Annotated in this window: 16 protein-coding genes and 1 rRNA gene; 4 read left to right on the forward strand and 13 right to left on the reverse strand. The window is 43.6% G+C overall.

The window, feature by feature from the left end; translation table 11 throughout:
* Positions 1-204 precede the first annotated feature (204 nt).
* Positions 205-948, forward strand: coding sequence for an ABC transporter ATP-binding protein (locus GK047_RS27135; protein ID WP_163953623.1), 744 nt, complete (start codon positions 205-207; stop codon positions 946-948).
* Positions 945-2,177, forward strand: a complete 1,233-nt coding sequence (locus GK047_RS27140) for an ABC transporter permease (protein ID WP_163953624.1) — start codon at positions 945-947, stop codon at positions 2,175-2,177. The genes GK047_RS27135 and GK047_RS27140 overlap by 4 nt, the downstream gene beginning before the upstream one ends.
* On the opposite strand, the gene GK047_RS27145 is transcribed toward GK047_RS27140, so the two are convergent.
* Positions 2,163-2,930, reverse strand: coding sequence for a TatD family hydrolase (locus GK047_RS27145; RefSeq protein ID WP_163953627.1), 768 nt, complete (start codon positions 2,928-2,930; stop codon positions 2,163-2,165). The genes GK047_RS27140 and GK047_RS27145 overlap by 15 nt on opposite strands.
* A 56-nt stretch (positions 2,931-2,986) precedes the next feature.
* Positions 2,987-4,264, reverse strand: coding sequence for an HD domain-containing protein (locus GK047_RS27150; RefSeq protein WP_163953628.1), 1,278 nt, complete (start codon positions 4,262-4,264; stop codon positions 2,987-2,989).
* 372 nt (positions 4,265-4,636) lie between these two features.
* On the opposite strand from GK047_RS27150, the gene GK047_RS27155 reads away from it, so the two are divergent.
* Positions 4,637-4,891, forward strand: coding sequence for an AbrB/MazE/SpoVT family DNA-binding domain-containing protein (locus GK047_RS27155; RefSeq protein ID WP_163953630.1), 255 nt, complete (start codon positions 4,637-4,639; stop codon positions 4,889-4,891).
* Between the two features lie 295 nt (positions 4,892-5,186).
* Here the strand turns inward: GK047_RS27155 and rsmI are convergent, their stop codons facing one another.
* The 10 genes from rsmI to GK047_RS27205 all read right to left on the reverse strand — a co-directional run bounded on the left by rsmI (position 5,187) and on the right by GK047_RS27205 (position 12,682).
* Positions 5,187-6,074, reverse strand: a complete 888-nt coding sequence (gene rsmI, locus GK047_RS27160; RefSeq protein WP_163953658.1) for a 16S rRNA (cytidine(1402)-2'-O)-methyltransferase — start codon at positions 6,072-6,074, stop codon at positions 5,187-5,189.
* Positions 6,075-6,231: 157 nt separating this feature from the next.
* Entirely contained in the window at positions 6,232-6,984 is a 753-nt protein-coding gene (locus tag GK047_RS27165) for a tRNA1(Val) (adenine(37)-N6)-methyltransferase (RefSeq protein WP_163953632.1), read from the reverse strand.
* 81 nt (positions 6,985-7,065) lie between these two features.
* Positions 7,066-7,407, reverse strand: a complete 342-nt coding sequence (gene yabA / locus GK047_RS27170) for a DNA replication initiation control protein YabA (RefSeq protein WP_163953660.1) — start codon at positions 7,405-7,407, stop codon at positions 7,066-7,068.
* A gap of 62 nt (positions 7,408-7,469) precedes the next feature.
* Positions 7,470-8,273 carry a PSP1 domain-containing protein gene (locus tag GK047_RS27175; protein ID WP_163953634.1) on the reverse strand — a complete coding sequence of 268 codons (804 nt, stop codon included), beginning with the start codon at positions 8,271-8,273 and terminating at the stop codon, positions 7,470-7,472.
* 1 nt (position 8,274) lies between these two features.
* The gene (gene holB / locus GK047_RS27180; RefSeq protein ID WP_163953636.1) at positions 8,275-9,252 is read right to left on the reverse strand and encodes a DNA polymerase III subunit delta'; all 978 of its coding nucleotides are present in this window, start codon (positions 9,250-9,252) and stop codon (positions 8,275-8,277) included.
* 83 nt (positions 9,253-9,335) lie between these two features.
* Entirely contained in the window at positions 9,336-9,782 is a 447-nt protein-coding gene (locus GK047_RS27185; protein ID WP_163953638.1) for a YaaR family protein, read from the reverse strand.
* Between the two features lie 34 nt (positions 9,783-9,816).
* Entirely contained in the window at positions 9,817-10,146 is a 330-nt protein-coding gene (locus tag GK047_RS27190; protein ID WP_163953640.1) for a cyclic-di-AMP receptor, read from the reverse strand.
* A 45-nt stretch (positions 10,147-10,191) separates the two neighbouring features.
* Positions 10,192-10,851 (reverse strand): dTMP kinase, encoded by a 660-nt coding sequence (tmk, locus tag GK047_RS27195; protein ID WP_163953642.1) that lies wholly within the window; start codon positions 10,849-10,851, stop codon positions 10,192-10,194.
* 43 nt (positions 10,852-10,894) lie between these two features.
* Positions 10,895-12,400, reverse strand: a complete 1,506-nt coding sequence (locus GK047_RS27200; RefSeq protein WP_163953644.1) for an aminotransferase class I/II-fold pyridoxal phosphate-dependent enzyme — start codon at positions 12,398-12,400, stop codon at positions 10,895-10,897.
* Positions 12,401-12,508: 108 nt separating this feature from the next.
* Positions 12,509-12,682: a sigma factor G inhibitor Gin gene (locus GK047_RS27205; protein ID WP_163953662.1), complete on the reverse strand. Its 174-nt coding sequence runs from the start codon at positions 12,680-12,682 to the stop codon at positions 12,509-12,511.
* Between the two features lie 377 nt (positions 12,683-13,059).
* Between GK047_RS27205 and GK047_RS27210 the strand changes: the two genes are divergently transcribed.
* On the forward strand, positions 13,060-13,314 hold the full coding sequence (locus tag GK047_RS27210; RefSeq protein ID WP_163953646.1) for a hypothetical protein: 255 nt from the start codon (positions 13,060-13,062) through the stop codon (positions 13,312-13,314).
* A 206-nt stretch (positions 13,315-13,520) separates the two neighbouring features.
* On the opposite strand, the gene rrf is transcribed toward GK047_RS27210, so the two are convergent.
* Positions 13,521-13,637, reverse strand: a 5S ribosomal RNA gene (rrf, locus tag GK047_RS27215).
* Positions 13,638-13,707: the final 70 nt, after the last annotated feature.

Consider the following 13,707-nt stretch of genomic DNA (forward strand, 5'->3'; position numbering starts at 1 on the left):
TAAAAAAGGCGAAATTCCGGAATAATGGACATTTTTCACAATAAACACAGGTTATTAGTACGTTTTTCTCATTATAACGCAAATATACATTGATTATCATCATTCATTCGCCTAAATTATGCTTAGAATGTGAATTTGTTTATAATAAGGTTGGTTGAAATTGGTTTATAAATAACAAAATTTTCTATTTAGGGAGGCGATGAGATGAAGCCTATTTTAGAAGTTGACTCTCTTTTCGGGGGTTATTTACCAGGTAAACCTGTCCTCCATGAGCTCTCATTTTCCATACGCCAAGGCGAGATGATGGGATTAATCGGACTTAATGGAGCAGGTAAAAGTACAACGATCAAAAATATTCTCGGGCTACTCAAGCCACAAAAAGGCAGTATCCTTGTGAATGGCCTTACCTTAGCGGATGATCCCATTCCTTACAGAGCCGCTTATGCTTATGTACCCGAAAGTCCAGAGCTATATGAAGAACTTACGATTCGCGAACATTTAGAGCTAACTGCAATGGCCTACGGTTTGTCGAAAGATGCTTACATGACACGATCTCAATCCCTTTTGGAGCAATTCCAAATGCAGGGCAAGCTGAACAGCTTTGCGAGCCATCTCTCTAAAGGAATGAAGCAGAAGGTTATGATCATGAACGCCTTCTTAATCGAACCATCCCTATATATTATCGATGAGCCGTTCCTCGGCTTAGACCCTCTTGCTATTCGTTCATTGCTGGACTTAATGGTAAAAATGAAGCGTAAAGGCGCCAGTTTTCTTATTTCCTCGCATATTTTGTCAACCATTGAGAAATATTGCGATAACTACGTCGTTCTTCATCAAGGACACATGGTAGCCCAAGGAGATTTGGGCGAATTGCGCTTGCAGACGGGGCTCCAAAATGCGTCATTGGATGACATTTTTTATCAACTTGTACAAGGTGAGTCACTATGAAAACAATGGAATTGGACACCCGTTCCTTATGGCAGAAGCGCTTTGAACGTTACCTAAAAGAATCTATCGGATATTGGCAATACGCGGCGCGCAGCAGCTTTCTTGGCTTCGTGTTGTTTCTTGTCATTCTTTCTTCCTACTATTATGCAAAAATTTTGCAGGAGCTTCCGACAGATTATCCTTTTATATGGATTGTTCTTTTAATCCTTGTTCCCGCCCTTTCATCAAGTCCCATTCGAACTCTGTTACGCAGTGCAGACCGGATGTTTCTCCTTCGAACAGAGCATCGGATGAGCACATATTTTCGCAGCGCCTTCTTATATAGCTTTGTCGTTCAAGCCTTTTGGACCTTCATTGCTTGGGTGGCATTATGGCCTTTATATCATCATTGCGTAGGACGAGCGGAGCAACCGGTTTTTTTAATGCTCGGGTTTATTATGCTCGTCAAACTTGCTAATTTACTAGCAAGTTGGCAAGAAACCCGATTAGCAGACCATCGAGCAAGATTAACCTCAATTATTTTCCGTTGGTTAGCTACACTTACTGTCGTTTATTTCCAATATATTTACAATTTACTATGGGCATGCGGCCTTGCTCTTGCTCTAATTTTCTTGTGGTTAGCAGCAGCTCATTTCGTATCCAGACATGTAATTGGTTGGGATTATTTGATTGCTAAGGAGAAACATCAGCAGGCTCGATTATATTCGTTCTTCAATTGGTTTGTGGACGTACCCCACCTTCCAACCCGAATAACCCGCCGAAGATGGATCAGCGGGGTAACGAGATGGATTCCTTTTCAGCAGGATGCCACTTATATGTATCTCTATACGAAGACACTTTTGCGTACTGAGCTGTTTGCGATCTTACTGCGCGTAACATTCGTAGGAACCCTCGCCATTGTTGTCTCAAGCAGCGATGTAGTGAGGGCGGTAATCCTTTGTGTAGTACTTCTAATTTCCATTGTTCAGCTTACTACACTGGAACGTGCCCATCGCTATACATTTTGGTTGGAGACGTACCCGCTGAATCGCAGCACAAAAGCAGGTTCCCTTGCCTTTCTTATCTGGTGTGTGCTACTCATTCAAACGTGCGTACTTACCATTCCTTTGCTCATTCGATCTTCGCTCACTTACGTGCTTGTGCCATTACTCGCTGTCACGCTAATTTCGTTCATCTGCGGAGTTGTTCTTCGTCGAAGGTTCCAAGCGGCTATTTTACGAGAGACCTAATAAACGAATGGCATTGTTGGTCGTAATTTCAGCGATCTCTTCTAATGTCATCCCACGTATTTCCGCGGCAGTTTCGGCCACCAACCGAACATAAGACGTTTCGTTGCGCTTACCGCGGAAAGGATGCGGAGTTAAGTAGGGAGCATCCGTCTCAATCAACAAACGGTCCAATGGCACCTGCGCCAGCACTTCCTTAGGCTGCTTGGCATTTTTAAATGTAACTGGACCTCCAAAAGAAATATGAAAGTTCATATCCAAACATTGCTTGGCCGTTTCCCAACTGCCAGAGAAGCAGTGCATAATCCCACCAACCTCTGCCGCTTTTTCCTCTTTGAGCACCTGCAAAATATCTTGATGCGCATCTCGGTTATGAATAACAATCGGCATTCCCAGCTTGCGCGCTAACCGAATTTGCTCACGAAATACTCGATCTTGCACATCCTTCGGTGAGGTGTCCCAATAATAATCAAGCCCTATCTCCCCTATAGCAACAACTTTCTCATGTTTGCAGAGCTCTTCAATCCATTCCAGATCTCCAGGCTCCATATCCTTGGCATCTACCGGATGCCAACCCACCGTCGAATAGATGAAATCATATTGCTCAGCTAAAGCAATCGAGCTTGGTATCGTTTCTCGGTTAAAGCCCACATTAACAATTCGCGTCACCCCAGCTGCCAACGCTCTCTGTATAACCTCTTCCCGATCTTCATTGAATTGTTCCGCATTTAAATGTGTGTGTGAATCAGTAAGCATAGATTGTCTCCTTTATATGTATCGAGTAGATCATAGGTTTTGAGGAAATCAGTTTATTATTCCTGTTCCCCTAGTAGCGCCCAAAGATCTGGGTATTCCGTTGCGCTTAAACGATCGAGAAGCTCTTCAGGATAGTAAATATGATGCTTACCCATCTGAAACCCGCTAATAGATTGAACAATCTCCGATTTATGTGTGATTTCCGTCAAATTCTCTTTATGGTCGAGCAATAGGATTGGTAAATTCTCATCACTTTCTCCTCCCCTATACACATCATAGGATTGATCGGATGGGAAATCGATCTCCATATAGTAAGTAGGATCCATACCTACCTCATTCATTGCTTTTTCCATACGCTGAATCAAACGTTTATTGGACTCTTCAAAAGTGCTATATTTGTACAACTTACGATTCAAAAACCTCTTACACATATCAGCTAGTATGGGATCTTTCTCATTGCTCCAGAACGTTAACATTGTCTGCATGACAGACTCATCCAGCAGCAAATAATCTTCCAAAGCTAACTGATTCTGAATTAAATGTAAAATTGGCTCTACAAGAAATCCAAACGTATAGTTTTCTTCGTATAAATGTTTAGCTCGAGCAAATATTTTATGCAGTAAGATTTCTGCGCTTCGAGTAACCGGATGAAAATAAACTTGCCAATACATTTGGTACCTGGACATTAAATAATCCTCTACCGCATGCATGCCACTTTCCTTCACAACGATGTGCCCTTTGTAGGGGCGTATAACACGAAGAATCCGTTCCAGATCAAATGTGCCATAGTTAACACCAGTGAAATATGCATCACGCAATAAATAATCCATACGATCTGCATCCAATTGGCTGGACACGAGACTAACTACAATTTCTTCGCTATACGACTTGCAGATAACACCTGCTACTTTCTTCGGAAAATCTGGTGAAACTCGGCGCAGCACTTCATTTACTTCCGTGTCGCCTAATACAATTCGGCATGACCAATCTTCATGCTTCGTACCAAACGCTTTCTCAATCGAGTGAGAGAAAGGACCATGTCCCAAATCGTGAAGTAAGGCAGCACAAAGACAAAGCAACCTTTCTTCCTTAGGCCAATCATCGTATTGATTACGCTCGAATTGAGAAATGATCTTGCGAGTGACTTCGTAGACACCAAGTGAATGAGAGAATCTACTATGCTCAGCGCCATGGAACGTCAAATAAGAAGTGCCTAGCTGTCGAATGCGGCGCAGACGTTGAAACTCCCGGGTGTTAATCAAATCCCAAATCGTAGCATCCTGTACGTAAATGTACTTATGAACTGGATCTTTGAATACTTTTTCTTCTTTCATTCATTCCACAACCTTCTTTATCAATTTCGACATTCTTTTGACATTTCAACTTAACTATTCGACATAATATGTCGAATAGTGTCGAATTGAAATCCCATTTTTATTGCTTGATTAAAGCCCCTAACCTTCTACACTGATATCGCTTTTTCAAACACTTAACTGTAAGATAAGGCTTACAAAACCTTGTTGTATAAGGAGTTTAGGCTTTTACAAAAGACTTATCACGATTAATTTTTTTTAGACACATTGGTATACTTTTTAGAAAATATGGTTGACTATTTTGGGAATGGTTGGTATCATAAAGCAAGACAAGATTGTCGAAACATGACGATATTGATAAAATCTTTATAAATTGGAAGGGGACTTATATATATGATGAAATCCACTGGTATTGTTAGAAAAGTTGACGAATTAGGTCGTGTTGTTATTCCAATCGAACTACGCCGCACTTTAGGTATTGGCGAGAAGGACGCTTTGGAAATTTATGTAGATGGTGAACGTATCATGTTGAAAAAATATGAGCCTGCATGTATCTTCTGCGGCAATGCCGAGAATGTTACTTATTTCAAGGGAAAAATTGTTTGCCATATTTGTTTATCAGAAATGCCAACACCTGTGACAAAATAAGAAAAGTAGTATATAATAGAAATAGCACTATTCCATTTGGTAATTCTAACCTTTTTCATATCTCCTCTAATCTCTAATTTGTTGGCTTCGGCCACGGATTAGAGATCTTTTTTTGTCTGGACATTCCAGATAAGAGATTAGAAAAATAGAAGAGGAGCTCGATTAGAAAAGAATAGATCTTACTAAAGCTAAGGTACGCTCAGACCACTACTCAAAAGCGGTCTGAGCTAATAGTAAGAACGCTAATCTTTAAGAAATTTACGGGCACAGAAGCAAGGCTATTAGCTCTGCCCTATCATCGTTCAAGCAGCGCATTATAGATATCTCGCTTAGACAACCCTCGGTCCGTCGCAGCAAGCTTCATTGCATCCTTGCGCTGACTGCCGAGCTGTTCATAATGCTCAACATGTTCACCTAACGTCAGCGGTTCCCACCAGCCTGCGGCTGCTTCAAGCGCTGCAGATGCCGACGCGCCTTCAGCAATCACGCAGTACTCGCCCTGCGGCGGGTACTGCTCTAAATGCTCGAGGCACTCCGCAATCGAGCCTCGAACGAACTCCTCATACCGCTTCGTCAACTCCCTAGCGAGGCAAACCTTGCGCTCCGCCCCCCACACTTCCGCCATGCGAGTAAGTGTTTTCTCAACACGGTGTGGCGATTCATAGAACAGCAGTGTGCTTTGCGACAGCTGCAGCTCTGCTAATACCTTCGTCTGATCCTTTTTCTCTCTTGGGAGAAAACCGACGAAGGTAAATTGTTCGGTCGGCAGTCCTGATGCAATCAGCGCGGACAGAGCTGCATTCGCGCCGGGGATAGGCACCACCGGCACGCTCTTCTCTATAGCCATCCTTACCAGGTCATAGCCTGGATCGGAGATGGCCGGCAGACCCGCATCGCTGACTAGCGCGATGCTTTGTCCTTCAAGCAGCAAGCGGACAAGTTCAGGTCCGCTTGCTTGCTTGTTGTGTTCGTGATAGCTGACAAGCCGCGTAGCGACCTCGAAATGTGTCAGCAGCTTGCGCGTTTGCCGCGTATCCTCTGCCGCAATAAGACTGACCTCTTTCAGCGTGCGAATCGCGCGGAAAGTCATATCTTCGAGATTCCCGATCGGGGTGGCCACAAGATATAACGTCCCATTACCACTTTCACCATCTCGGTAGCTTTTTTGCACATTCAAACCCAGTGTAACTACCCTCTTTACATTAGTTTAAGAGACGACTCAACAATACTCTCTTCATATATTTGCTTAAAATCCATCTCAAATTTGTCCAGAATTCAGTTTTCTTCAGATATATCCCCTGCATACTTGCTATTCATGTTCTTACTATCAAGAGGATCTATCACAAAGAAGACCTGCCCCCATAATAGATTTCCTGTAATTCTTTACAATACTCCTGATTCTTGTCATACACAATCAATGGAGACAGTGTGCGAACTTCCGGTTTACCATCTTTCATCCCTTCAATTAGCACCATCATGGCCTCTTCTCCAGCACGCGCATGCACATATCGAATCCGCTTCGGCTCCAAACGATATTGCCTCATCAAGCAGCATATATCAATTAAACGCGTTGCTCGATGCACCATTGCCACCTTACCACCCGCCTTTACCAATTTTGAGCTTGCAGCAATAACATCCTCCAATGTACAGTAAATTTCATGACGTGCTGCAGCAATATGCTCATTGATGTTTTGCTCTCCATTGGGCACGGGCAGATAAGGCGGATTTACTGTAACGCTATCAAATTGACCATGACCTAGCGTCTGAACAACGGTTCTTAGATCCCCTTGCATCATGTGAAGTTGCTCCTCCAACCCATTGAGCACTACATTACGGATGGCCATATCAGCTACTCTTTCTTGAATTTCAACTCCCCATATCTTGGCTCGCGTACGCGTCGTTAATAACAAGGGAATCACACCATTTCCTGTACATAGATCAATCATACGCCCTTTTGGAGCTACACTGCAAAATCTAGCCAGCAAAATTGCGTCTAGCGAGAAACTAAAGACTTGATCACTTTGAATAATTTTTAAATCATGGGTTAATAAATCATCAATGCGTTCCGTTGATAGTAAATGAACTTCCTTCATACGCGTTCTCTTTCAATCCTTCCTCGTAGTTGCTTATTATGGAAAAAAACCGTAAGGCATACACCCCTACGGTCAACATACTTATTTATTTAAAAAGGACAAGCAAAACAAACAATCTCCCTCAGTCCGAAGGTGTCCATAATATACATTACAGATGTGAAAACCCTCATTATATAACCGAGTCAAGTTATCATAACCGGCACCAATCACTGGAGGTGGCTCCATAGCCAAACCTTCCGGTTGCTCAAGAACCGTTTCCTCTTGCCGAATCAGCTTTCGAAGCTGTTGATTTTCAATGCTTAGTCGCTTATTCTCTTCGATGAGTGTAATAATTCTCTTCTTCAGTGCGCCTAGCTCTTCATAAGTGGCGCCCATTCGTTCTTCGATGCCATCGATCTGTTCGAAAATATCCTGTTTATCCACGATTTCACCTCTAGTGCCGTCCATGCTTACTGCGCAACGCCTCTAAAGCGGGGCTTAAGCCTCTACTCTTGCTCTACTACATCATCGAAAGGTAAATCTAATGCTTTACCAAGGTCAAATAATTGAACCTTAGCTGTACGTTCGCTTATATTTAAAGCTAACACCTTACCGTTACCAAAAGAGGTAATTACGTGTCTGCCGACAGTTGGCAACGAATCTTTGGCACTTTCATAGTTATCGTGCTCATATTTCAAGCAGCACATTAGCCGACCGCAAAGTCCAGAGATCTTTGTCGGATTTAGCGATAAATTTTGATCCTTCGCCATCTTAATCGAAACTGGCTCGAAGTCACCCAAGAAGGATGAACAGCAAAGAATTCGCCCACAAGGCCCAATGCCGCCAAGCATCTTGGCTTCATCACGCACACCAATTTGACGCAATTCGATACGCGTACGAAAAATACTAGCCAAATCCTTGACAAGCTCACGGAAATCAACTCGTCCCTCAGCCGTAAAATAGAAAATAATTTTATTGCGATCAAACGTATACTCTACGTCCACAAGCTTCATCTTAAGATTATGATCTTTGATCTTCTCGTGACACGTTTGAAAAGCATCTTTGGCCGCTTTTTTGTTCTCTTCCACCAAATCTGCATCCGAAAAATCCGCAATACGGATGACTTTCTTAAGGGGTAGAACGACGTCATTTTCTCGGACGTTTTTCTTACCGACCACGACCTTCCCATATTCCACGCCTCGCGCAGTTTCAACGATTACGGCGCTTTCTTTCTCTATAGGCAAATCAATTGGGTCAAAATAATATATTTTACCCGCTTTTTTAAAGCGGACGCCAACTACCGAATACATGCTACACCCCCTGCATCTCCACGAGCATTTTCTCGATAACCAGCTGTGAATTGGCGTTAAAGCGTAGACGTTTTTGCAGATCTACTGCTTGTTCCATCATGCGCACCCAATCGGAAACGTCCCGGCTGAATGCGAGAGAGCCCATCCAATCCAACTGGTCATTATAAACAAGTTTGTTTCTGCGCTCAAGACGCAACTGCACCATATCTTTAAACCAGAGAATCAACAAGTCGAATAGACTCGACATGTGATCCGCCAGCTCCGTTTTCACGATCTTGTGCTGTACGGTAATCATAGAAGAAGGAAAACGCGTAAGCGTCTCCTTCGCTAATTGTAACACTACGCTTCTCATTTCTGCAAACCAATTCGCAGCGATAAGCTCCCTTGCTGCTTGCAAGCCCGCCGTTAAATGAGCCGCCGGCTGCACAAGTGCAGCCGGATGGCCTTCCTGCAGGAGAGCTAGCATCATTTCGTCGCGAGCCATAGGCGTGAAACTAATCCATTGCGCACGGGATTGAATGGTTGGCAGCAGCGCATTGCCGTTCTCTGTAATCAGGATTGCAACGACTCGCGAGGTCGGTTCTTCCAGAAACTTGAGTAAGCTATTGGCTGCCTGAACAGTCATTTTCTCCGCCTGATGAAGCACATAGATTTTGGTTCCTGAGGCTGTTGCCCTGTAACCAAACTCTTTCTGCAGTACACGAATTTGTTCAATCTTGATCGAAGCACCGTCTGGTACTACCACATGTAAATCCGGATGATTCCCATGCTCTACCTTTCGGCACTCCAAGCATTCGCCGCATGCATCATCAACCAAATGCTTGCAATAGATAGCTTTGGCAAGTGTCAACGCCATTTCCGAGCGCCCTGTTCCAACAGGACCGCTAAATATATAGGCATGTGACAACTTGTCTTGCCGCAGTCCATTCTGCAAAAGCCGTTTTGCTGCGGCTTGCCCGGGAATTGCTTGGAAAGACATACAATCTTCGCTCCATTCTAGACTAACCGAAATCTCTATCCTATCGGTCGAATCCCCTCTGGGTTCTAGGACGGATATCTTCTTTAAAACAACAAGTTAATCAGCATGCCCCGAATTTCGCCGATTTTGTGTAAAATATCAATACGTCCTTCCTCTGTCTCCAACAGTTCGTCCGCTAAAGCCAAGAGCTCCGTATCAATTTCCTCCAACAACTTATATCGTTTCGAACGACCGCGACGATCCCAGCCCTTCGTATCTCTTAAATGCACACCACGACGCGCTGTCTCCTCAAGAAACTGCTTAATTAGGAGCTTGTACTGCCGCAGTTCCCTTACGGTCATGGAGCGCGACAGACGATCACCCTGCAGCGAAATTTGCTGCATCATTTTCGTCAACTGCTCCTGCGTAAATTTCTCATCATGCTGCTGCATAATATCAGAGAAATTCCGGGGTGCCATCTGTGGCGACGGGATATTATCGCTAACCTTGACGTTTTTACCGATGGGCTGCCACCCCGGATTAATTTTCAAAACGCATCCACCCTTATGTCAATTAAATTGTACTTTAATAATGCTCAAAACGTTCTACTGGTAGTACGAATACCGCTGCACCACCCACTTGAACCTCCACGGGAAATGGAATGTAGGAATCCGTCGTTCCTCCCATTGGCGAAACCGGTGTAACGAGTTGCTCCCGTACTTTACAATTAGCACGTATAACTTGAAGCGCCTCTTGCACCCTCTCATCTTCCGTACCTATCATAAAGGTTGTATTTCCAGCACGTAGAAAGCCACCTGTGCTTGCTAGCTTCGTAGCGCGGAAGCCCTCTTTGATTAAAGCATTGGAGAGACGATTACTGTCTTTGTCTTGAACAACGGCAACGACTAGTTTCATGGGTGATTCCTCCTATTCATTATAAACTAATAATGGGGTTGATGCTTAAACGGAAAGATGTTCCTCTATTAACCGTTTACAATCCGCCAAAATGTCGCCAGCAATCTCATCTTCACTTCGATTCGCATCAATCACGCGCACACGCTTCTGATGATCCGCTGCTATTTGATGGAAACCCGCTCGCACTCGGCTGTGGTACTCAACGTTTTTCTGCTCAATTCGATCTAATTGCTGTGCAATGCCACCGCTCCCAGAAGCTCTGTGATGAAGTCGCGCCAAGCTTACTTCTACCGGCACATCTAGAATGTACGTCCGTGTTGCTTGCAAGCCTGAACTCGCAAAACGGTTCACAGCCTTGACTGTCTCTACGTCTACCCCTAACCCATAAGCTTGGTAAGCTATGCTGGCATCAATAAAACGATCACACAACACAATTCGCTTTGCTTTTAATGCTGGTAAAATAAATTCATGTACATGCTGTGCCCTCGACGCCGCGTACAGCAACACCTCAGCTTGGTCAACCATCTCTTGATTGATTGGATCTAAAATAATACCGCGAATCTGATCGCTAATCACCGTACCGCCAGGTTCCCTTGTCACCACCACATCATGTCCATTTTCCCTAAGCTCTTCGGCCAACTTTCGCAATTGTGTTGTTTTCCCAGCGCCATCTGGCCCTTCAAACGTAATGAATATTCCGTCCACTCTGTCCTCCTACAAGCTGCAATCCCACAGATGATGTAATACTTTATGTGTATATCTTTAGCTTTTGTGTCTGTCCAAATGCAGTCCCTTGGAAACGAATTCCGTTGTCAGCTAACTGCTGTAATGCTTCAGCCATAGACATAGAAATAATTTCTCCTGGATATAAATACGGAATTCCTGGCGGATAAGGAATCACCATGTCCGCTGAGCGCTTACCAATTGCCTCTTGGACTGTCGCTGTACGTACATTGGACTCTTCTGCCCCAGTCTTCCGCAATTCTCGCAAACCAAAAACGATCGGCGTCGAAATTGGTGCATCTTGGAGTAATATACTTATATTCGAGATAGGCGCTTGAAGTTCCTTCTTTTGCCCCCCAAGGCCCAAACAAATGTTGCATAATGCCTGATAGACACGTTGTGCATCGTCCCTGCTAGAAGCTGGCGTGAAAACAAGCAGTACCTGCCGTGGGTCTGCCATTTCAACAAAGCATCCTTGTGCCTCTAACTGCTCTCTTAGCTCTGAACCCGATAACCTACCCGTTCGGTCGTAAATACTCACCTTAAAAGGGTCAACGGTCACGTTTCCATGTCCCTTAGCTATTGGGGAATCCTTCATAAAATAACCAAGGACTTCGAGCTTATTTAGAAGCCCTCTAAATTCTTTCACAACCTCCAGTCCCTGCTCAAGCCACGTGCTTCCCTCCGTATGCATTCTCTTTCTAGCAAGATCTAACGATGCAAGAATGGGATAAGATGGACTCGAGCTTTGCAGCATAGCTAACCGCTGTTTGATTGTTTCTCGGTCAATACGCGGCCCTTGTACGTGCAGCATAGCTCCCATTGTCATTGCCGTTAGCATTTTATGCGTAGACTGCACAACAGCATCAGCGCCACAAGAAAGCGCAGAAATAGGTACCTCTTCGTGAAAACCAAAATGAGCCCCGTGCGCTTCATCGACAAGTAGCATTTTTCCATGCTTATGCATGAGCTCAGCAAATGGCTTTAGTTCAATTCCCATCCCGTAATAATTAGGATTAGTCAAAAATAGCGCCTTTGCCTCTGGATACTTGGCAAGTGCTTGTTTTACATCCTCGATATTTATACCTGTTGCGACACCAGTCTCGGAATCCCAGGCAGGGGTTAGAAATATAGCTCTAGCTCCTGCCAGCATCAGCCCATGAATAACTGACTTGTGCACATTCCTCTGCACTAAAATTAAATCGTTAGGTTCGCAAACCGTAGTTATCATTGCTAAATTACCTACTGTGCTGCCGCCTACCAAAAAATAAGTTTCCTCGGCGCCAAAACAATCAGCAGCCAACTGTTCAGCCTCCAGAATGGCTCCTTCTGCATGATGAAGATCGTCTAGACCTGTAATCTCCGTGAAATCCATAGACATTACGGGATAAAAGAATTCTCTCGCTTCCTCCATAACACCACGTCCAGATTTATGACCTGGTACATGGAAGCTAGTTGAGTTGCTATGATGATGTGCTAGCATAGCCTCAAATAAAGGCGTCTTAAACCTATTGCTATTGTGCGGATACATTGGATTCTTGCTCCTTTATTGCTCTTTTATACCCCTATAGTAGTGTATTGACGCTTAAAAAACAAAAAAGCTTCCATATGGTCATACCACATAAGAAGCTTTTTCACATTAATTCATGTATGATTTCGCATGTTTCGTATAAAATACTTTTTTCATCTGCTTAACGAAGAACGGATATTTTTGATCTCTGACCTCGGTTCTAACCATCTCGCTACTGCATTCATCGCAAATAAAAGCAGATATAATATGAATTCCACCATTACGCTGTTGCTCGCAAATCATACAAATTCCAATTCGATTCTCCTCCACATGATCACCTCTACTCTTTTATCTTAGTATATCCGAAGATTGTTTCTCCTAAACTAGTTAAATGCTCATATTATGTAAGGCTTCTGCCGATATTAACTTATACTATAGTTCAAAAGTCTTGCGGAGGTCATCATGTCAATACAAGATCCAATACTCTCAAAAAACTCTACAATATATAGTTACACACTTATGAAGAGAATGTACCACGCTCTATACAAAGTGATTCTTTATTTCATTATCCTTTTCTTGGCACTCTTCTATCAATTTAATCCTGCAAATTGGCTCCCCTTATTAATAAGTTATCCATTGCTCATCCTGACCCACACTATACTAGTGAGAGTATACTTCCAATGTACGATTGGAAGCGCGATGAGAGGTTGGTCTTTCAACTGGGGTATATTCTGGAGTGGGATCTTGCCAGAAGGCAACGCAACAATCCGACTAGTAACTACTGTACACTTGCATTTATTCTGGATTGGCTTAGCATGTATCGCAATCCTTTACCCTTGGATTCCTCAAACCTGGTTGATTCATCTCACTATCTTTCACATTTGGATGCTAATCCCACGATTGTGGATGCTATTCCGTTTTCGCCCCTATCGTAAAACTGGACTAATCAAGATCAGCAGCAAGGAAACCTCTTGTTACATGCAATAATAAATTAAAAATATATAAACCATCTCACATGTAAAAAAGAATAAAGAAACCAATTGATGTCAGGAAACACTGTTGGTTTCTTATTGCTCTAAAAAATGCACAATCAAAAACAAAAAAAGCCTTTTTGAGATTTCTCTCAAAAAGGCTTCTACGTGCTTGGCAACGTTCTACTCTCCCAGAACCCTGCGGTTCAAGTACCATCGACGCTGGAGGTCTTAACGGTCGTGTTCGAGATGGGAACGCGTGGGTCCCCTCCGCCATCATCACCAAACGAGATGCTTCTACCACGAAACATCGATAAAACAATCAGGCTGGCTTGCACCCTGAAAACTAGATACGAA

This window comes from Paenibacillus sp. SYP-B3998 (assembly GCF_010820665.1).
GTDB lineage: Bacteria > Bacillota > Bacilli > Paenibacillales > NBRC-103111 > Paenibacillus_E.

Bases quoted from the DNA above. Each gene is read 5' to 3' on its own strand.
- GK047_RS27135 (WP_163953623.1), top strand. From the start codon at position 205: ATGAAGCCTATTTTAGAAGTTGACTCTCTTTTCGGGGGTTATTTACCA.
- GK047_RS27140 (WP_163953624.1), top strand. From the start codon at position 945: ATGAAAACAATGGAATTGGACACCCGTTCCTTATGGCAGAAGCGCTTT.
- GK047_RS27145 (WP_163953627.1), bottom strand. From the start codon at position 2,930: ATGCTTACTGATTCACACACACATTTAAATGCGGAACAATTCAATGAA.
- GK047_RS27150 (WP_163953628.1), bottom strand. From the start codon at position 4,264: ATGAAAGAAGAAAAAGTATTCAAAGATCCAGTTCATAAGTACATTTAC.
- GK047_RS27155 (WP_163953630.1), top strand. From the start codon at position 4,637: ATGATGAAATCCACTGGTATTGTTAGAAAAGTTGACGAATTAGGTCGT.
- GK047_RS27165 (WP_163953632.1), bottom strand. From the start codon at position 6,984: ATGAAGGAAGTTCATTTACTATCAACGGAACGCATTGATGATTTATTA.
- GK047_RS27175 (WP_163953634.1), bottom strand. From the start codon at position 8,273: ATGTATTCGGTAGTTGGCGTCCGCTTTAAAAAAGCGGGTAAAATATAT.
- holB (WP_163953636.1), bottom strand. From the start codon at position 9,252: ATGTCTTTCCAAGCAATTCCCGGGCAAGCCGCAGCAAAACGGCTTTTG.
- GK047_RS27190 (WP_163953640.1), bottom strand. From the start codon at position 10,146: ATGAAACTAGTCGTTGCCGTTGTTCAAGACAAAGACAGTAATCGTCTC.
- GK047_RS27200 (WP_163953644.1), bottom strand. From the start codon at position 12,400: ATGTATCCGCACAATAGCAATAGGTTTAAGACGCCTTTATTTGAGGCT.
- GK047_RS27205 (WP_163953662.1), bottom strand. From the start codon at position 12,682: ATGATTTGCGAGCAACAGCGTAATGGTGGAATTCATATTATATCTGCT.
- GK047_RS27210 (WP_163953646.1), top strand. From the start codon at position 13,060: ATGTACGATTGGAAGCGCGATGAGAGGTTGGTCTTTCAACTGGGGTAT.